Annotated in this window: 17 protein-coding genes; 5 read left to right on the top strand and 12 right to left on the bottom strand. The window is 65.9% G+C overall.

What is annotated here, in order from left to right:
• Window positions 1–356: 356 nt before the first annotated feature.
• The 10 genes from A5782_RS13535 to A5782_RS13580 form a co-directional block, all read right to left on the bottom strand.
• Window positions 357–2,081, bottom strand: a complete 1,725-nt coding sequence (locus tag A5782_RS13535) for a virulence factor Mce family protein (RefSeq protein WP_067100474.1) — start codon at window positions 2,079–2,081, stop codon at window positions 357–359.
• A gap of 13 nt (window positions 2,082–2,094) precedes the next feature.
• On the bottom strand, window positions 2,095–3,249 hold the full coding sequence (locus A5782_RS13540; protein WP_067100478.1) for a virulence factor Mce family protein: 1,155 nt from the start codon (window positions 3,247–3,249) through the stop codon (window positions 2,095–2,097).
• Window positions 3,246–4,682, bottom strand: a complete 1,437-nt coding sequence (locus tag A5782_RS13545; RefSeq protein WP_369815621.1) for a virulence factor Mce family protein — start codon at window positions 4,680–4,682, stop codon at window positions 3,246–3,248. Before A5782_RS13545 ends, A5782_RS13540 begins: the two co-directional genes overlap by 4 nt.
• Window positions 4,682–5,746, bottom strand: coding sequence for a virulence factor Mce family protein (locus tag A5782_RS13550; RefSeq protein ID WP_067100485.1), 1,065 nt, complete (start codon window positions 5,744–5,746; stop codon window positions 4,682–4,684). Before A5782_RS13550 ends, A5782_RS13545 begins: the two co-directional genes overlap by 1 nt.
• Window positions 5,736–6,791, bottom strand: a complete 1,056-nt coding sequence (locus A5782_RS13555) for a virulence factor Mce family protein (RefSeq protein ID WP_067100488.1) — start codon at window positions 6,789–6,791, stop codon at window positions 5,736–5,738. Before A5782_RS13555 ends, A5782_RS13550 begins: the two co-directional genes overlap by 11 nt.
• On the bottom strand, window positions 6,791–7,993 hold the full coding sequence (locus A5782_RS13560; RefSeq protein ID WP_067100494.1) for a virulence factor Mce family protein: 1,203 nt from the start codon (window positions 7,991–7,993) through the stop codon (window positions 6,791–6,793). Before A5782_RS13560 ends, A5782_RS13555 begins: the two co-directional genes overlap by 1 nt.
• Before the next feature lie 19 nt (window positions 7,994–8,012).
• Window positions 8,013–8,855 (bottom strand): ABC transporter permease, encoded by an 843-nt coding sequence (locus tag A5782_RS13565; RefSeq protein ID WP_067100498.1) that lies wholly within the window; start codon window positions 8,853–8,855, stop codon window positions 8,013–8,015.
• Window positions 8,856–8,874: 19 nt separating this feature from the next.
• Window positions 8,875–9,639, bottom strand: coding sequence for an ABC transporter permease (locus A5782_RS13570; RefSeq protein WP_067100502.1), 765 nt, complete (start codon window positions 9,637–9,639; stop codon window positions 8,875–8,877).
• A gap of 235 nt (window positions 9,640–9,874) precedes the next feature.
• Complete coding sequence (locus tag A5782_RS13575; RefSeq protein WP_067100506.1) at window positions 9,875–10,789, bottom strand: 3-oxoacyl-ACP reductase; 915 nt, start codon at window positions 10,787–10,789, stop codon at window positions 9,875–9,877.
• A gap of 44 nt (window positions 10,790–10,833) precedes the next feature.
• Window positions 10,834–11,025 carry a ferredoxin gene (locus A5782_RS13580; protein WP_003877155.1) on the bottom strand — a complete coding sequence of 64 codons (192 nt, stop codon included), beginning with the start codon at window positions 11,023–11,025 and terminating at the stop codon, window positions 10,834–10,836.
• A 211-nt stretch (window positions 11,026–11,236) separates the two neighbouring features.
• Between A5782_RS13580 and A5782_RS13585 the strand changes: the two genes are divergently transcribed.
• The 5 genes from A5782_RS13585 to A5782_RS13600 all read left to right on the top strand — a co-directional run bounded on the left by A5782_RS13585 (window position 11,237) and on the right by A5782_RS13600 (window position 16,198).
• Entirely contained in the window at window positions 11,237–12,415 is a 1,179-nt protein-coding gene (locus A5782_RS13585) for an acyl-CoA dehydrogenase (protein WP_067100509.1), read from the top strand.
• Window positions 12,416–12,444: 29 nt separating this feature from the next.
• Window positions 12,445–13,542, top strand: a complete 1,098-nt coding sequence (locus A5782_RS13590) for an acyl-CoA dehydrogenase family protein (protein WP_067100514.1) — start codon at window positions 12,445–12,447, stop codon at window positions 13,540–13,542.
• A 5-nt stretch (window positions 13,543–13,547) separates the two neighbouring features.
• On the top strand, window positions 13,548–15,059 hold the full coding sequence (gene fadD17 / locus A5782_RS13595; protein ID WP_067100517.1) for a long-chain-fatty-acid--CoA ligase FadD17: 1,512 nt from the start codon (window positions 13,548–13,550) through the stop codon (window positions 15,057–15,059).
• A 59-nt stretch (window positions 15,060–15,118) separates the two neighbouring features.
• Window positions 15,119–15,346 carry a hypothetical protein gene (locus tag A5782_RS25525; protein ID WP_082942918.1) on the top strand — a complete coding sequence of 76 codons (228 nt, stop codon included), beginning with the start codon at window positions 15,119–15,121 and terminating at the stop codon, window positions 15,344–15,346.
• 138 nt (window positions 15,347–15,484) lie between these two features.
• Complete coding sequence (locus tag A5782_RS13600) at window positions 15,485–16,198, top strand: hypothetical protein (RefSeq protein ID WP_067100520.1); 714 nt, start codon at window positions 15,485–15,487, stop codon at window positions 16,196–16,198.
• On the opposite strand, the gene A5782_RS13605 is transcribed toward A5782_RS13600, so the two are convergent.
• Together A5782_RS13605 and A5782_RS13610 are read right to left on the bottom strand one after the other, a co-directional pair.
• Complete coding sequence (locus A5782_RS13605; protein ID WP_067100524.1) at window positions 16,184–17,734, bottom strand: acetolactate synthase large subunit; 1,551 nt, start codon at window positions 17,732–17,734, stop codon at window positions 16,184–16,186. The two genes, A5782_RS13600 and A5782_RS13605, sit on opposite strands and share 15 nt — an antisense overlap.
• Window positions 17,731–18,558: an amidohydrolase family protein gene (locus tag A5782_RS13610; protein ID WP_067100529.1), complete on the bottom strand. Its 828-nt coding sequence runs from the start codon at window positions 18,556–18,558 to the stop codon at window positions 17,731–17,733. Before A5782_RS13610 ends, A5782_RS13605 begins: the two co-directional genes overlap by 4 nt.
• Window positions 18,559–18,572 lie beyond the last annotated feature (14 nt).

The raw sequence follows: 18,572 nt of genomic DNA on the forward strand, positions 1-18,572 counted from the left end.
CCCCCCCGGGGGGGGGGGGGGGTGCCCCCGCGTGTGCGGCGGGGGGGGGGGGGGGGGGGGGGGGGGGCCCCCCACCCCCCCCCCCCCCGCCACGCCACCGGCCAGGGCCCCGACGGCCAACAGTGCCGCCGCGAACGAGATCCATGCGACCAGGGCGCGGTGCGGTTGCCGCCGCGGCGGTGGCTTGAGCGACGTGAGGGTCTTGACGGGTTTTGCCGGCTGCGTCGGCGCGGTTGCAACGTCGGTGGCGACCGCAACGTTCTGGGCCGACTCGCCCTTGGCCGGACCAGCCGCGCGCGAGGCTCGTCGACGAGCACGCGGCGTGGTTGTTGGTTCGTCTGCCACGGCAGGGTCCATTACATCGGCCTTGGATCAAGCATGAGGTCCACCCAATTCTCGGCGCCGGAGGTGCCGGTAGCGCCGGCCGCGAAGATACCAGTGCCGCCGGCCGGATCGACAAACGCGCCGGTCTTTTCGTCGTAGGTGGCGTAGGCCGGGCCGCTGGCCTGGGGCTGCGGACCGGGTGGGGGCCCCCACGGCTTCTCCGGTCCAGGGCCCGCCGGCGGCGGACTGATGCCCTCCGGCGCCGGCGGCGGGGGCAGCCATTTCGGGTACGGAAGCTGAGGCGGCACCGGGGGTACCCCGGGCGGCTGCCACGACGTGAACGGCGGTGGCGGCCCGTTGTCATTGGGTGGCGGCGGATCGAATGCCGGCTGCTTGTTGGGCAACGGCCCCGGCCCGGGCACCACACCCGGAGGCGGCGGCCCGACCATGGGTGTACCCGGATCGGGTTCAGCGCCCGGCGGGATATACGGGAAATGGTTGGGCGGCAACACATTCAGCCCATTGGTGACGGGAGTGTCGTAGGGCACCGGCGGACCGCGCCACGGATTGCGGCCGACGGGCACGTAGCCCTTCGGATCACGACAGAGCTGGATCGTCGGTGCGCGTTTTCCGGGGAATTCCTGGCACGGGTAGTTGCGCGCGCCGCGCACCGTACTGGGATCGTTTTGGGCGGTCTTGCAGTACATGTCCTTCGGCAGCTCGCGCACCGTCTCGTCGGCCGGGGTGCGCATCAACGGCGGGGGCAGGAAGCCGACGGCGCATGGTGGGGGGTCGTTGAGGTCGAGCTTGAAGTCCAGCTTTCCGCCTTCGTCGATGGGCGGACCGCCCGCCATCGTGATGATGGCGGCGAACAGCGCCGGCAAGACGACCAGCAGCTGTTCGATCGACTTGTGGTAGATCACCCCCACCCGGCCCAGGTTGGACAGGCTGGCGGCCAGTGCCGGGAAGGAGGGACGGATGCCGGAGAACGCGGTGCTTGCTTCGTCCGTGGCGCCCGGAGCCGTCGCCAGGGTATCGCGAAGCTGCGGGTCGGCCTGACGGACCTCGGAGGTGAACCGCGCCAGCCCGTCGGATAGCGACTTGATGTCGCCGCCGGCGCGGATCTGGGCCTGCAGGAACGGGCCGGCCTGGTCGATCAACTGCGAGACTTGCGGATAGTTGGCATTGGCTTCGTCCACCAGCAGCCGAGCCGACTCGAACAGCCGCGCCAGCTCGGGACCCGATCCGTTGGCCGCGGTGAACGTCTCGTGCAGCAGCTCACGCAAGCGGGTATCGCCCAGGCTGTTGACCAACGTCTCCGAGCGCTTCAACAGGTCGGCGACGTCCTGACCGATCCGGGTGTTCTGCCGCGTGATGCGAGATCCGTTGCTCAACTTCGTCGTTGCCGGCGAGCTCGGGGGCACCAGGTCGATGTACTGCTCGCCCACGGCCGACACGCTTTTGACGGTGGCGGTGACGTTCGACGGGATGGCGGTCCCACTGTTCAGCCGCATATCGGCGATGACGCCGTTGGGGCTCAGACCCACCGACTCGACCCGACCGACGGCAACGCCGCGGTAGGTGACGTTGGCGTTCTTGTACAGGCCGCCCCCGGCAACGAAATCGGCACTCACGCCGTAGGTTCCGATACCAAACGTCGCGGGCAACCGCAGGTAGAAGATCGCCATCACGGTCAGGGTGATGACAGTGATCACGGCGAAGATCGCCAGCTGGATCTTGGTCAGTCTGTCATGCATCGGCGCCCACCCCCTACTGTCCTGAAGCCGTGCCGGGCGGAATCTTGAACGGATCCGCGGCCTGTCCGGACAGGTTGGCCAGTTCGCCGGTCAAGAAGTCGGGGGGATTGAGGATCTCGTTCATGTGGGCCATGTTCGGGTCGAAATACGCCGTGGTGAAGAACGTTTCACCAAGGCGGCGCAGGGTCAGGTCGAAGGTGGTGAACACGTTGAGGTAGTCGCCACGCACCGCCTGCTTGATCCCGTAATTGGGGAACGGGAATGTCAGCAAGATCTGCAACGAGGTGACGAGATTTTTCCGGTTGTCGTTGAGCGCTTTCACGACCGAGTACAGGTCCTTCATGTCGGCGGCGAAGTCCACCTTCGTCTTTGCCAAGATGTGCGAGGTGACGTTCGCCAGTTTGTGCAGCGCACTGAAGGCCTCAACGATGTGGTCGCGGTTCTTGTTGAGCACGCGAATCGCTTCGGGCAGCGTGTCCAGCGCCCGCCCCAGGTTGTCCTTGTCGTGCGCCAGCGTCGCCGAGAATCGATTTAATCCGTCGACTGCATCGATGATGTCGTTGACCTGGCGGTTGAGCCCCGAGGTCAGTTCCGCCAGCCTGGGGACCAAATCGACGAACTGGTCCTGCCGGCCGGCCACAGCCCGGTAGGTCTCGTCGGTGATCTCTTCCAGGGCACCGACGTTGCCCTTATTCACCACCACACCGAGCGCCGAAAGCACCTCTTCGGTGGTGGGATAGCGACCGGTGTTGGCCTCCGCGATTTTCGACCCGTCCTTCAGCTTGCCGACGGCCGGCTTGTCCTTCGGACGCGCCAAGTCGATGTGCATCGAACCGAGCAGAGATGTCTGGGCGACCGTCGCGGTCGAGTTGGCGGGCAGCACGACGTTTTTGTCCAACGCCAATTTCACTGCCGCATAGAACGATCCGTCGGATCGCTGTTCGGCCGCAATGCCCGCGACACTGCCGACGGTGACGTCGTCAACCATGACCGGGGAGTTCTGCGGCAGGGTCGCCACGTCGGGCAGTTCGACGGTGATCGAGTACGCGCCACTTCCGTGACCGGCAGTGCCCGGCATCGCCAACGAGTTCAGCCCGCTGAATTGGCAGCCGGCCAGCAGCATGCTGCCCGTCGCCAATCCGCCGGCGCGCAACCACATTCGGTTCATCTGCCACCGCCCAAGTCCGCAGCCGGCCCGTTAGGCGCCTGTCCCGGAGGCGGGCCCGGCAGCGGACCGAACGCGCTTCCGGCAGCGGGCCCGGGGGCGGGAGCAGCGCCCGCCGGCGACGGGCCAGGTGCAGTACCGGCCTGCGGCGCCGTCGGGACCAGCAGGGCCTGCAGATCCGCCGGGTTCTGAGCGGCCGGCGGTGTCTGGGCACCCTTGGCCGGGATCCAGGTCAGCTCCGGCACCGGAGTCGCCGACTTCGCCTGGGTTTCCGGGGTGTCGTAGATGATCTGACCCTTGTACGCCGTAATCGTGTTGAGCGGGTGGAACATCAGCGGCGGGTAGTTCACGGTGAGCCGGCGCAGCACCGGACCGAGCCGCTCACGACAGAGTTCGGCGCGCTTGAAATAGTCGGGTGCCCTGGGCCCGGCGGCGGTTTCGAAGGACCCACCGCAGATGAACTGCACCGGGTTGGCGAATTCCGGTATCGACAACAGGCCGTTGAGCGTGCCCTGCGCGGGGTCGTAGATGTTGTAGAAGTTGGCAATACCCGGACCCGCCACGTGCAGCACCTGCTCGATGTTGTCGCTCTGGTCGCTCAACGTCTTCGCAAAATCGTTGAGGTTGTTGACCGTGTCGATGATCGTCGAGTTGTTTTCGTGCAGGAACCCACGGATGTCCGACAGCGCTTTGTTGAGCGTCCCCAGCGTGGTGTCCAGATGGCGCGAGCTGTCGGCGAGCACCTGTGACACCGAGGCGACGTTTCCGGCGAACTGGACGATTTGTTCGTTACTGGACGAGAGCGCATTGACCAGTACCTGAAGGTTTTTCACCGTGCCGAAGATGTCGCCACGCGAATCCCCCAGGCGCCCAGCGGCTTGCGAGAGCTCGCGCAAGGCGCTGTGGAACGACTCGCCCTTGCCGTCGAAGGTGTCCGCGGCCTGGTTGATCGCCGCGCCCAACGGTCCCTGCATCGATCCGGCCGTCGGGCCGAGTTGGACGGCCAGCTGGGTCAGCGACTCCTTGACCTCGTCCCATTCCACCGGAACCGCGGTACGGCCCGGCCCGATGCTGGCGCCGTCGGGCATCGCCGGCCCACCGGTGTAGGCCGGCGTCAACTGGATGAACCTGGCCGCCACCAGGTTCGGCGACATGATGATGGCCTTGGCGTCCTTCGGGACCTTCACGTCCGTGGAGACCGCCATGGTGATCTTGACGTCGGACGGCCGCGGTTCGATCGTGTCGATGGTGCCGACCGGGACACCGAGGATGCGCACCTGGTCCCCCGGATACAAGCCGACCGCAGAAGTGAAGTAGCCGATGATCTTGCGGTTTTTCGCTTGCGACGACAGCACATACACGCCACCCACCAGCACCGCGACCAGCGCGATGACGGTGGCGTAGCGCAGCCCCCGGCTGTGCGTGATCCGCTGCATCACGGCGACTTCGGCCTGATGACCCAGCGCTCCTGAATCAAGCCGCGCAGGTAGTCGGCGAGGCTGGCAGGCATCTTGCCGGGCTGATAGAAGAAGTCGAACATGGTGGCAAGTAGCGGCGCCGGGATGACGCCGTAGACATTGACGTTGAATCCGGGACCCGAACCGACCACCTCGCCCAGCTCGGTGGCGTAGGTGGGCAGCCGCTTGAGGGCCTCGGTGATGTAGTCGCGGCGCTCATTGAGGTTGGACAGCACATCGTTGAGCTTGCCCAGTGCCGGACCGAATTCCTTGCGGTTGTCGGCGACGAAGCCGGAGATCTGCGTCGAGAGATCTCCGATTCCCGAAATCAGCTGGGCCAGCGCGCCGCGGCGTTCGTCGAGGGCGGCGAACAACTCGTTGCCATCATCGACCAGTTTGTTGACCTGGTCGGCGCGCTGGGACAACACACCGGTGACCGACTTCGCATGTGCCAGTAGGCTTTGCAGCGCCTCGTCGCGGCGGTCCAACGTGCGGGACAAGGACGTCACGCCGTCCAGCGCGCCGCGCAGCTGCGGGTTGGCGTCGTGCAGCGTGTCGGTCAGCACGTTCAGCGCCTTCTCGAACTGCGGCTTGTCCAGGTTGTTGGCGTTCTGACCCAAATCCTCCAGCGCGCCGGCGAGCGTATATGGCGTCGTCGTACGACTGAGCGGGATCGTGGTTGCCTTGCCGCCGCCGGCCGGGGTCACCGAGATGGAACGCTCGCCGAGGATGGTGTCGGTGCGGATCGCGGCCAGCGACTGGTCGCCGACGGCGACGTGGCGATCGACGCTGAAGCTGATCTTGGCGCTGTCGCCGGCCAGACCCACCGTGGTCACCTTGCCGACTTTGAAACCCGAAACATAAACGGCGTTGCCGGGATTGATCCCGCCCGCGTCGGTGAAGTAGGCGTCATAGATCTTGCCCTGCGGCCAGAACGGTAATCCGGCGTAGCCGAACGCGATGAGCACGACGCACACCACCAGCACCACGCCGAAGATGCCGGTGCGCAGTGGATCGCGCTCACCCTTTGCGTTACTTGGCAAAAGCGCACCTCCCCTTGCTGGGATCCACTTGACCACCGAGCGGCAGCAGGATATCGCTACCGGCCGGGCCGTTGATCTTGATCGTCACGGAGCAGAAGTAGATGTTGAAGAATGACCCATAGGCGCCGAGGGCGGACAGTCGCAGATAGTCCTCGCCCAGCTGCTCGACGTCGTTGTCGACTTCAGCCTTACGGTTGTCGATCTCCGTAGCCAGCGGACGAGTGTTCTCCAGGATGCCCTGCAGCGGCCGGCGCGAATTCTTCAGCAGCTCCGTCAAATCCGTCGTCGTCGAGGCCAGCGGCGGGATGGCGCCCGCGATGTCGTCTTTGTGCTGGGCCAGCCCGGTGATCAGCTGCTGTAACTGGTCGACGCTGGTCGAGAACTGTGCGCTACGTTGGTCGACGGTCGTCAGCACGGTGTTGAGGTTGTTGATCACGTCGCCGATGAGTTGGTCACGTTGGCCCAGCGCCGAGGAGAACGCGCTGGTGTCGGCCAGCACGTTCGACAACGCCCCACCCTGGCCCTGCAGCAGCTGGATGACCGCGCTGCTGATGGTGTTGACCTTGTCGGCGTCGAGGCCTTTGAGCACCGGCCGCAGCCCGCCCAGCAGCGCATCGAGATCCAGTGCGGGCTGGGTGTGTTGGCTGTTGATCGTCCCGCCGGCCGGCAGCTTCCGCAGCTCCCCCGGGCCCGACGTGATCTCCAGGAATCGGTCACCGACCAGGTTCTCGTAGCGGATCACCGCGCGCGTGGACGAGTACAGCGTGTAGCGCTTGTCGACTCCGAACTTGACGTCGATGGTGTTGTCGGGGTTGAGCTTGATGCCCGACACCGCACCGACGGGCACGCCCGCGATCCGCACCTTCTGGCCGGACTTCAGCCGGGATATGTCGGTAAACGTTGCGTGGTAAGTGCTTTCGGGACCGAACCGGAAGTCACCGAACACCACCACCAACCCCGCCGACACCAACAACATGGCCACCGCGAAGATGCTGACCTTGATGATCATCTCGCGGTGCGACGGCATTCCCGAGCTGGCCGCCATCAGAAGTCGTCCCGTTCCGCGAAGGCGCCGTGGAACAGGAACTGCAGCGTGGAGGGTGCGTCGAACTGCAGCTCGGTGAACGGCTCGTACGGGATATTGGCGTTGTCTGTCACCAGGAACGGCGCCCGGTACCACGACCCACCGTGTTGCTTGTTCGGGATGTCGGGCAACCCTCGGCAGTTGGGACCGCCGGAGGCGTTCACGATGGGCAGCGATTCCGGATAGGTGTACGACGGCGCGCCCAGCACGAAGCTCGACGACGTGAACAAGCCCGCTTTCTTCACGCCGAGAATTGGTCCGAACTCTTTGAGGCCCCGGTCGATTCCGGAGAACAGGCAACCGAATTCCGGTGAGTATTCGGCCGCCACCTTCAGCGGTGCCCGGAGCCGATTGATGGCGTCGATGAAGTCCTGTTCGGCAGGCGCCAGCGTGTCATAGGCGTTGTTCGACAGGCCGATGGTGGCCAACAGTGTGTCGTTGAGATTCTTCTGCTGGTCCACGACGGTCTTGTTGATCGTCGGCAGGTTGTCGATCACGGTGGTCAGGTCCGGTGCCGCGTCGGCGTACACGTTGGCCACCACCGCGGCCTTGCGGAAATCCTCCTGCAGTGCGGGCAGCTTCGGGTTTGCCTGGCGGGTCAGCGTATTCAGACCCGACAGGATGCCGCCGAGGTCGTCGCCGTGACCGCGCAGGCCTTCGGAGAACGCGCTCAGCGTTCCGTTGAGTTCGACGGGATCGATCTTGTGCAGCAGGTCCATCAGCGACTGGAACAAGGTGTTGACTTCCAGCTGCACCGAAGAGGCCGCCACGTGCGCCTCCGGACGCAGAGACGTTGGCGAAGGCGCTCGAGGGGGAATGAATTCGACCGACTTGGCCCCGAAAATGGTGTTACCCGCAATGTGCACCATCGCGTTGGACGGGATGAAATGCATGTCGTCGCTGTTGATGCTCAGCGTCAGCCGCGCCTGGTCACCGGAATACTCGATGGTTTCGACCTTGCCGATCTGGATGCCTCGGTACTTGACCTTGGCGCCCTTCTCCATCACCAGCCCAGCGCGCGGCGCCGACACAGTGACGGTGTCGATCGATGCGAAGGCCGCGGTATAGAAGAGGTAAGTCAGCACAGCGAAAGCCACCATCAGGCTGGCCAGCACTGCTGCTGCCAGCCGGACGGTGGTACGGCGCGCGTGTGTGTCTGCCATGTCCCTTTAAGCGGTCCTCTTATCCGGAGAGGTTGAAGTTACCGGACGCCCCGTAGACAGCGAGCGAGATGAACAAGGTGATGACGACCACGACGATCAGCGAGGTCCGCACGGCCTGGCCGACCGCGATCCCGACGCCGACCGGACCGCCGCTGGCGTTGTAGCCGTAATAGGTATGGACGAGCATCACCGCGATGGACATCACGATGGCCTGGAGGAACGACCACAAGAGGTCCGACGGGACCAAGAACGTGTTGAAGTAGTGATCGTAGAGGCCTTTTGATTGCCCATTGATGTACACCGTGGTGAAGCGGGCGGCGAAGAACGCGGCCAGCACCGACAGCGAGTACAGCGGGATGATCGCGATGAGGCCGGCGATCAAACGGGTTGATACCAGGTACGACACCGAGTGCACCGCCATGCATTCGACGGCGTCGATCTCCTCGGACACCCGCATGGCCCCCAATTGGGCGGTGGCACCGGCACCGATGGTGGCCGCCAGCGCGATGCCCGCGATCACCGGCGCGACGACCCGGACGTTCAGGAATGCCGACAGGAATCCCGTCAGCGCCTCGATGCCGATGTTGCCCAGCGACGAATAGCCCTGCACGGCAATGACACCGCCGGAGGCCAGGGTCAGGAAGGCCGCTACACCGACCGTGCCGCCGATCATGACGAGGGCTCCCGCACCCATCGTCATCTCGGCGATCAGCCGGATCGTCTCCTTGTGGTACCGGGTGAGCGCATTGGGGACGTAGCGCATGGTCTGCCCGTAGAACAGTGCCTGCTCGCCGAAGTCGTCCACCGGCTCCTGCAGCCGGGAAAAAAGTCGGCGGAATCGCAGCGTGGCGTCGTAACTCATGGCGTGCTCACCCGTCCCGTCACTTCGCCGAAATTCGCACGCCGATGGCGGTCATCACCACGTTGATCACGAACAGACAGATGAAGGCGTAGACGACGGTTTCGTTGACCGCGTTACCGACGCCCTTGGGCCCACCCTTGACGGTCAGGCCGCGGTAGCAGCCCACCATGCCGGCCATCACGCCGAACAGCAGCGCTTTGACTTCGGCCAACACCAGCTCACGCAGCCCGGTCAGCACGGTCAACCCGTTGATGAACGCGCCGGGGTTGACGCCCTGCAGAAAGACGGAGAACACATAGCCACCGGAAAGACCGATGGCGCACACCAAACCGTTGAGCAGCAGGGCCACCACCGTGGACGCCAGCACGCGCGGCACGACGAGCCGCTGAATCGGGTCGATGCCGAGCACCCGCATCGCATCGATCTCTTCGCGGATGGTCCGGGCGCCGAGGTCGGCGCAGATCGCGGTGGCGCCGGCGCCCGCCACCACGAGCACGGTCACCACCGGACCCAGCTGGGTGATGGTGCCGAAGGCCGTCCCGGCGCCGGACAGGTCGGCGGCGCCGATCTCGCGCAGCAGGATGTTGAGGGTGAAGGCCACCAGCACCGTGAACGGGATGGATACCAGCAGCGTGGGAACCAGCGACACGCGCGCGATCATCCAGGTCTGGTCGAGAAACTCACCGAATTGAAACGGCCGGCGAAACGCTGCCCGGCCGGTGTCGATCATCATTTCGAAAAATCCGCCGACGGCGCGGGCGGGGACCGCAAGTTGTTCCATCAACTCGTTTCCCCCTCGGTCTGGTCTCGGCGAAGTCTATGTCTGGCCTTTGCGTCGTCTACGGTCCCACGTGGCTCGGTGTGAGCCGGATCATATTAACTCAGAACAAGTTCACCATGTCAATGAACAGCGCTTCTTTATCCAAACCGTTAATTCGCCAGGTCAGAAGCACTTGGCACGTGTCAAACTGACACATGTTCTACCTGGCCAATCCCCCCAATCGACCAGCTTTTAGCGACTATTGCTCCATCAGCGCGCCAGCGGAAAAATTGTGCTCAGGATCACGGCCAGCAAAGTAATCCTGCAGTGTCGAACTCAACTGCGCAGGGTCCCAGGCGTCGCCGTCGGCGCTGAATTTGCGCTCCACGGTCGGCGCAGCGACCAATGTCACCTGTGGACCGTAGACGATGAACACCTGACCGTTCACCTCGGCGGCCGCCGGGGAGGACAGGAACTCCACCAGATTCACCACGTGCTCGGGCGACAACGGGTCGACGCCACCCGCCTCGACCTCCGGTGCGTCGCCGAAGACGTCGGCCGTCATCGCGGTGCGTGCGCGGGGGCAGATGGCGTTGGCGCACACCCCGTAACGACCCAGCGCCCGTGCGGCCGTCAGGGTGAGCGAAATGATGCCCGCCTTGGCGGCGCCGTAGTTCGCCTGCCCGACGGGACCGACCAGGCCGGCCTCCGACGCGGTGTTGACGATCCGGCCGAAAATCTGCCCGCCGGCGTTCTTGGCCTTGGAGCGCCAGTAGGTCGCCGCGTTGCGGGTCAGCAGAAAATGACCGCGCAGGTGCACGGCGATGACCAGATCCCACTCCTCGTCGGACATGTTGAACAGCATCCGGTCCCGGGTGATCCCGGCGTTGTTGACCACGATGTCGAGGCCACCCAGCGAGTCGGCCTGAGCAACCAGTTCGTCGGCGGTGGCGCGTTCGCTGATGTCGCCCGCCACGGCGATCGCCTTGGAGCCGGCGGAGTTGATTTCGTCGATGACGTCAGAGGCATCCAACGCCGCGGCGATGTCGTTGACGACGACGGTTGCGCCCTGGCGGGCCAGGCCGAGCGCCTCGGCGCGCCCCAGGCCCGCGGCCGCACCGGTCACCACCGCGACCTTTCCGGAGAGATCGGTCGCGTTCGTGCTGCTAGTCAATTTATGAATACCTCTAGTTTCGAGTTACGCGCTGTGGGCTCGGATTAGTCGCCGCGGGAAAGTGCGGCGCGCGGGCATTCGGCGATTGCCTGCTCGGCCAATTGCTCCTGATCGGCGGGGATCGGGTCGAGCTTCACCACGGCGTAATCCTCGTCGTCCAGGTCGAAGATATCTGGGGCAATTCCCAAGCACACTGCGTTACCTTCGCACCGGTCACGGTCCACGATCACCCGCACAGCACCCTCCTTGAACCTGGCCTTCACCGCAGGACTCGCCTCATCAGTATGTAGGTCCACCATAAGACCCTGACACCGCTGGGGAAACGGTCGCTGGATTCCCAGACTAGAACGTGTTACAACCGGGAAGACGAACGGGTAGCCGTTGGTCGAGCAGCGGCCTGTGACGAGGCTTGTTATCCGAACGTCGTTAATTTGAAGGACGGCTGAAATGCGCATCAGTTACACCCCGGAACAAGAGGAGCTGCGTCGCGAGCTGCGGTCGTACTTCACCACCCTGATGACTCCGGAGCGTCGCGAGGCGCTGACCTCGACACAGGGCGAGGTCGGGACGGGCACCGCGTATCGCGACACCGTCGCGCAGATGGGCAAGGACGGGTGGCTCACCCTGAACTGGCCCAAGGAGTACGGCGGCCAGGACCGCTCGCCGATGGACTCGCTGATCTTCACCGACGAGGCCGCCATCGCCGGCGTGCCGGTGCCGTTCCTGACGATCAACAGCGTGGCGCCGACCATCATGGCCTTCGGCACCGAGGAGCAGAAGAAGTTCTTCCTCCCCAAGATCGCGGCCGGCGAACTGCACTTCTCCATCGGCTACTCCGAGCCCGGCGCCGGCACCGACCTGGCCAGCCTGCGCACCACCGCGGTGCGCGATGGCGACGACTACGTCATCAACGGCCAGAAGATGTGGACCAGCCTGATCGCCTATGCGGACTGGGTGTGGCTGGCGGTGCGCACCAACCCCGAGGCCAAGAAGCACCGCGGAATTTCGATGCTGACGGTGCCGACGACCGCCGAAGGCTTCTCCTGGACGCCGGTGCACACCATGGCCGGTGTGGACACCAGCGCCACCTATTACTCCGATGTGCGTGTGCCGGTGACCAACCTCGTCGGCGAGGAGAACGGCGGCTGGAAACTGGTGACCAACCAGCTCAACCACGAGCGGGTCGCCCTGGTTTCGCCGCAACCGATCTTCCTGGCCCTGCGCGAGGTTCGCGAATGGGCGCAAAACACCAAGGACGCCGGTGGGGCCCGGCTGATCGATTCCGAGTGGGTGCAGATCAACCTGGCCCGCGTGCACGCCAAGGCCGAAGTGCTCAAGCTGATCAACTGGGAGTTGGCCTCGGCGGCAAGTGAAGCCCTGTCGCCCGCCGACGCGTCGGCGGCCAAGGTGTACGGCACCGAGCTGGCCACCGAGGCCTACCGGCTGCTGATGGAGGTGCTGGGTACCGCGGCGACGGTGCGCCAGAATTCGCCGGGCTCGAAGCTGGCCGGCCGGGTCGAGCGGATGCACCGGGCGTGTTTGATCCTGACCTTCGGCGGCGGCACCAACGAAGTGCAGCGCGACATCATCGGCATGGTCGCGCTCGGGCTGCCCCGGAACCGCTGAGCCGCTACGTAATAAAAGGACGGACGTTCATGGACTTCACCACAACCGAAGCGGCCCACGACCTCGGCAACCTGGTCGACACCATCGTGGACTCGGTATGCACACCCGAACACCATCGTGAGCTCGACGGCCTCGATCAGCGGTTCGACCGCGACCTGTGGCGAAAGCTGATCGACGCCGGCATCCTGTCCAGCGCATCGGCTTCATCGCTGGGCGGTGACGGCTTCGGTGCGCTCGAGCAGATCGCGATCCTGGTTGCGCTGGGCCACCAGCTGGCCGCGGTGCCCTACCTGGAGTCGGTGGTGCTGGGCGCCGGAGCGCTGGCCCGATTCGGCTCCGAAGACCTGCAACAGAGCTGGGGCGTGCCCGCGGTCAACGGCGAGAAGACACTCAGCGTCGCCCTCGACGGCGAGATGGGCGAGGGCCCGGTGCGGGCGGCCAGCGCCGGAGCCGGCTACCGGCTGACCGGAACCCGCACCCAGGTCGGATTCGGTCCGGTGGCCGACGCATTCCTGGTTCCCGCCGAAACCGATTCCGGTACCGCGGTTTTCCTGGTCGCCACCGACGACCCCGGTGTCACGGTGACCGCACTGGAAACCACCGGCCTGGGCAGCGTCGGGCACCTCGCGCTGGAAGGAACCGAAGTGGAGAACAGCCGCAAGGTCGGCGGCGCTGAGGTCTTGACGTGGCTCGGCACGCTGGGCACCTTGGGCCGCAGCGCTTTCCAGCTCGGGGTGCTCGAGCGGGGCTTGCAGAAGACGGCCGAATACGCGCGCGAGCGTGAGCAATTCGATCGCCCGATCGGCAGCTTCCAGGCGGTGTCGCAGCGGCTGGCCGACGGCTACATCGACGTGAAGGGGTTGCGACTCACGCTCACCCAGGCGGCCTGGCGGGTCTCGGAAGACATTGCGGCCGAGATCGACGTCGCCAGTGCCGCGTTCTGGGCCGCGGACGCCGGTCACCGGGTGGCGCACACCATCGTGCACGTGCACGGCGGTGTCGGGGTCGACACCGATCACCCCGCGCATCGCTACTTCCTTGCCGCTAAGGAGATCGAGTTCGCCCTGGGCGGCGCCACCGGACAGCTGCGCCGCATCGGCCGGGAGCTTGCGGAGACGCCCGCTTAGGTGCAATGGAACTCACCGATGACCTGACGGTAACCAAGCTGCTGGCGCCGCTGACCGAGATCGACGATCGGGGTATCTACTTCGAGGACTCGTTCACCAGCTGGCGCGATCACCTGCAGCATGGTGCCGCGATCGCCGCGGCGTTGCGTGCGCGGCTCGACCCCACCCGGCCGCCCCACGTCGGCGTGCTGTTGGAGAACACTCCGTTCTTCTCGGCGATGCTGGTGGCGGCGGGAATGTCGGGGATCGTGCCGGTGGGACTCAATCCGGTGCGCCGCGGTGAGGCGCTGCAGCGCGACATCGCCCGGGCCGATTGCCAATTGGTGCTGGCCGACTCGAAATCATCTGAGACGCTGGGTGATATCGAGCATCTGAACGTCGACTCGGCCGAGTGGGCCGACGAGGTTGCCGGGCATCGCGACGCCCAGATCTCTTTTCAGGACGCCTCGCCGGCGGATCTGTTCATGTTGATCTTCACGTCGGGCACCAGCGGCGAGCCCAAGGCCGTCAAGTGCAGTCATGGCAAGGTCGCGATCGCCGGCGTGACGATGTCACAGCGTTTCGGCCTGGGCCGCGACGACGTCTGCTACGTGTCGATGCCGCTGTTCCATTCCAACGCGGTGCTGGTCGGCTGGGCCGTGGCGGCCGCCTGCGAGGGCTCAATGGCCTTGCGGCGCAAGTTCTCCGCCTCGAACTTCATCGTCGACGTGCGTCGCTACGGCGCCACCTACGCGAATTACGTGGGCAAGCCCCTGTCGTATGTGCTCGCCACGCCCGAGCGGTCCGACGATGCGGACAACCCGCTGCGAGCGGTGTACGGCAACGAGGGCGTACCCGATGACATCGAGCGGTTCGGCCGCAGATTCGGGTGCGTCGTGCAGGACGGGTTCGGTTCCACCGAAGGCGGCGTGGCGATCGCGCGCACCCCCGATACACCGGCGGGTTCCCTGGGTCCGCCTCCCGAGGGAATCGACATCATCGATCCCGAGACGGGTGCGTCATGCCCGCCGGGCGTGGTCGGCGAACTGGTCAACACCGCGGGGCCGGGGCGTTTCGAGGGTTACTACAACGACGAGGCGGCCGAAGCCGAGCGGATGGCCGGCGGGGTGTACCACAGCGGTGATCTCGCCTACCGCGACGAGGCCGGCTATGCGTATTTCGCCGGGCGGCTGGGTGATTGGATGCGCGTCGATGGTGAGAACCTCGGTGCGGCCCCGATCGAGCGAGTGTTGCTGCGCCATCCCGACGTCACCGAGGTCGCGGTATATCCGGTGCCTGACAAGAGAGTCGGCGACCAGGTGATGGCGGCGTTGGTATTGGCGCCGGGCGCCGAGTTCGAGGACGAGAAGTTCCGCGCCTTCCTCGCCGAGCAACCGGACTTGGGTCCCAAGCAGTGGCCGTCGTACGTGCGGATCAGCGCCGAACTGCCGCGGACCGTGACCTTCAAGGTGCTGAAGCGACAGTTGGCCGCTCAGGGTGTCGACTGCGACGATCCGGTGTGGAAGATCCACCGCTAGGGGCCCGGGACGGGCATTGCCGCCGGATGCGGCCGTCCAGGCAGTAAACTCAGCGCTTGATGAAAATCCGCGAAATGATCGCCGGCTCGATCCTGGCTGTGTCGCTGGGTGGCGCCGCGCTCGGGCTGGGGGCCGGTTTCGCCGCGGCGGATCCGCCCCCGCAGCCTCCGGTGCCTCCACCACCGCCATTGGTATGGTCACCGCCGACGCCGGATCCCGAACCGTGGGAAGCTCCTCCCCCGCCCGAGCCAGGGCCGCCGCTTCCGCCGCTCCCGCCGTCAGGCTGATGATTTCGCCCGGCACACGTTGCGTTGAGGTGCGCCGGCCGCAATGAACACGCCGCAAAGACAAGGAGTCGCGATGTTTGATGCGCGAGGTCGCTACCTCGGCGTCGTGGGCGCGCGCGCCTATGGTGAAAGCCGCGCATGACTGCGCGGCCTCTCGAGCTCGCGCTGGAGGCGAGCTTTGAGCAGATTTCCGCGGCGGTGCCCGCGAACGTCGGCATCGCGATCGCCCGGCCGGACAGAACATTTTCTCTGGGCAGCTGGTGGTCTGGAGTGGCATGGTCGACGATCAAAGTGCCCATGGCGATAGCCGCACTGCGCAACGATTGGCTGGGCGCCCGCGATTTGGTCGTGAAAGCCATCACCGAATCCGACAATCGCGCTTCCGAACAGTTGTGGTCGCAACTGGGCGAGCCGATGGACGCGGCCCGGCGGGTTCAGGTCGTTGTGGCCGAAGGCGGTGACACCGCGACCGTGGTCGAATCACGCCGACTTCGCCGTGGTTTCACCGCTTTCGGCCAAACCCAGTGGAGCCTGCAGCGTCAAGCACGGTTCGCCGCGGAGTTGTCGACAATCCCCGACGCCGTCGAAGTGATCGACCTGATGCAACGGCTGGTTACCGGCGACCAGTGGGGGCTGGCCGCCAAAGGCCTTGCCGCGAAGGGCGGTTGGGGGCCGGGAGTACACGGTGAGTACCTGGTCCGGCAATTCGGCATCGTCCCCACCCCATCCGGCCAGTGGGGCGTGGCACTGGCGGCGGACGCCGAGGACGGCGCGTTCGAAACGGGCGTCGACGTGGTCAACACGATGACGGACTGGCTGCTGAGCCGGCTGCCGAGCCTAGCCCGTTATTGACGGCACTACGGCGTCGATCAGATGCGGCCCGGGTTCGGCGAAGGCGGCGCGCAGCGCATCGGCCAATTCCTCAGCCGTGGTGACGCGCCGGGCGGGCACTCCCATGCCCTCGCTGATCTTCACGAAATCCATTGTGGGGTCAGATAAGTCGAGTAGGGATAGCGCTTCGGGGCCGGCCGCCGACCCGGCGCCGACGCGTTGCAGCTCAATCCGCAGGATGTCGTAGGCGCTGTTGTTGTATAGCACGGTGGTCACGTTGAGGTTTTCCCGGGCCTGGGTCCACAGTCCCGAGATCGTGTACATCGCCGAGCCATCGGATTCCAGACACAGCACCGGACGCTTCGGGGCGGCCACCGCGGCGCCGACCGCCGCCGGGATGCCGTAGCCGATCGCACCACCGGTCAGGGTCAGCCAGTCGTGCGCCGGCGCCCCGGCGGTCGCCTGCGCCAGTAGCAGGCCCGAGGTGTTCGACTCGTCGACCACGATTGCCCCTTCGGGCAGCAGCGCCCCGATCACGTCGGCGGCCGACGCGGACGTCAGCGCGCCCCTCGGCAGTTGGGGACGCGATGCCGCCGCGACAGGCGCCTCGGTGCCGGGCGCCACCTGATCGGCCAACGCGGTCAAAGCCTCTGCCGCACCGCTGTATTCGGCGAGCACGTGCACCTCGCAGCCGGCCGGTACCAGATCGCTGGGCATACCGGGGTAGGCGAAGAACGACACCGGCGCCTTGGCGCCCGCCAGCACCAGATGCTTGGCGCCCTCCAGCTGGGCCGTGGCCGCTTCGGCGAAATAGGCGAGGCGGTCCACCGCGGGGACGCCCGCGCCGCGTTCCAGCCGGGCGGGGAAGGTCTCACACAGCACACGCGCACCCGTCGCCGCCGCGATGCGGGTGGCCGCCGCCAGGCCGGCATGGCGGGTGGCATCGCCGCCCACCATGATCACCGTCGGCTCGCCGGAGCGAAGCACCTCGAGCACCTCTGGGGCCAGCAGCGGATCTGCGCCGGCCGGCTGCGCGTCCAGGTTGGAGAACAGCTGAGCGCCGTCGGACCAGGACACATCTGCGGGCAGGATCAGAGTCGAAATCTGCGAACCCCATCGGCTGGCCGCGATGCCCTCGACGGCATCGGCCGAAACCTGGGAGGCGTCACTGGTTCGGCGCACCCATCCCGAAACGCTGCCGGCGAGCGCGTCGATGTCGGATTCCAGTGGGGCGTCGTACTTTTTGTGATACGTGGCGTGATCACCGACGACCACCACCACCGGCACCCGCGCGCGACGCGCGTTGTGCAGGTTGGCCAGGCCGTTACCCAGTCCGGGACCCAAGTGCAGCAGCACGGCGGCCGGGCGATCGGCGATGCGGGCATAACCGTCGGCCGCGCCCGTGGCGACCCCTTCGAACAACGCCAGCACGCCGCGCATCCGCGGGACAGCGTCCAGCGCCGAAACGAAGTGCATCTCCGACGTGCCCGGGTTGGCGAAACACACGTCGACCCCGCCGTCGACCAGGGTGTTGATCAGGGCCTGGGCACCGTTCACTTATCTGCCTCCAGTCTGAAAACTCGTTCGGCATTGCCGCGCATGAAGTCTCGGCGAGCCTCGTCGGACAGCCCGAGTTCGTCCAGACCCGCCAACGCGTGCTCGTGGGTGATCATCGGATAATTGGTGCCGAACAACACCTTTCGTCGCCCGGTACCGGTCTTCATGAATCTGACGAGTTCGTCCGGGAACCGCTTGATCGTGTACGCCGAGGTGTCGATGTAGACGTTTTCGTGCTTGCGGGCCACCGCGACCATCTCCTCGGTCCACGGGTAACCGACGTGGCCGCAAACGATCACCAGCTCCGGGAAATCGAGCGCCACCTGGTCGATGTAGGGAATCGGGCGGCCGGTCTCCGACGGACGTAACGGGCCGGTATGGCCGACTTGGGTGCAGAACGGCACACCGGATTCCACGCACTGGGCGAACAGCGGATAGTAGCGGCGATCGGTGGGCGGGGCATCCCACAACCACGGCACCACCCGCAGGCCGACGAATCCCCCATCGGCTATCCGGCGCCGCAACTCCCGTACCGCTTCCATCGGGCGGTCCAGGTCGACGGTGGCCAGGCCGACGAACCGGTTCGGATGCGCGGCAATCCATTGCGCCACCTCGTCATTGGAGATCAGGTCCTGCCCGCCCGGCCCGCGCCAGGCGCTGAGTACACCCAATTCGACGCCAGCGGCGTCCATCGACGTCAGAGTCGCCTCGATCGGGATGTCGGTGTCGGGGATCGACCCGCCCGTCCACCGCCGCAGGGATGCCAGCATGTCGCTGCGCAGGAACCGCGCAGTCGGATGCTGCATCCAGGCATCGATCGTCATGCGAGTCGACTCTA

This window comes from Mycobacterium sp. 852002-40037_SCH5390672 (assembly GCF_001665875.1).
Classification (GTDB): Bacteria; Actinomycetota; Actinomycetes; order Mycobacteriales; family Mycobacteriaceae; genus Mycobacterium.

Coding starts and splice junctions, on each gene's coding strand:
- A5782_RS13555 (WP_067100488.1), bottom strand. CDS start 6,791: ATGGCGGCCAGCTCGGGAATGCCGTCGCACCGCGAGATGATCATCAAG.
- A5782_RS13600 (WP_067100520.1), top strand. CDS start 15,485: ATGACTGCGCGGCCTCTCGAGCTCGCGCTGGAGGCGAGCTTTGAGCAG.
- A5782_RS13610 (WP_067100529.1), bottom strand. CDS start 18,558: ATGACGATCGATGCCTGGATGCAGCATCCGACTGCGCGGTTCCTGCGC.
- A5782_RS13545 (WP_369815621.1), bottom strand. CDS start 4,682: ATGCAGCGGATCACGCACAGCCGGGGGCTGCGCTACGCCACCGTCATC.
- A5782_RS13585 (WP_067100509.1), top strand. CDS start 11,237: ATGCGCATCAGTTACACCCCGGAACAAGAGGAGCTGCGTCGCGAGCTG.
- A5782_RS13540 (WP_067100478.1), bottom strand. CDS start 3,249: ATGAACCGAATGTGGTTGCGCGCCGGCGGATTGGCGACGGGCAGCATG.
- A5782_RS13565 (WP_067100498.1), bottom strand. CDS start 8,855: ATGAGTTACGACGCCACGCTGCGATTCCGCCGACTTTTTTCCCGGCTG.
- A5782_RS13535 (WP_067100474.1), bottom strand. CDS start 2,081: ATGCATGACAGACTGACCAAGATCCAGCTGGCGATCTTCGCCGTGATC.
- A5782_RS25525 (WP_082942918.1), top strand. CDS start 15,119: ATGAAAATCCGCGAAATGATCGCCGGCTCGATCCTGGCTGTGTCGCTG.
- A5782_RS13560 (WP_067100494.1), bottom strand. CDS start 7,993: ATGGCAGACACACACGCGCGCCGTACCACCGTCCGGCTGGCAGCAGCA.
- A5782_RS13590 (WP_067100514.1), top strand. CDS start 12,445: ATGGACTTCACCACAACCGAAGCGGCCCACGACCTCGGCAACCTGGTC.
- fadD17 (WP_067100517.1), top strand. CDS start 13,548: ATGGAACTCACCGATGACCTGACGGTAACCAAGCTGCTGGCGCCGCTG.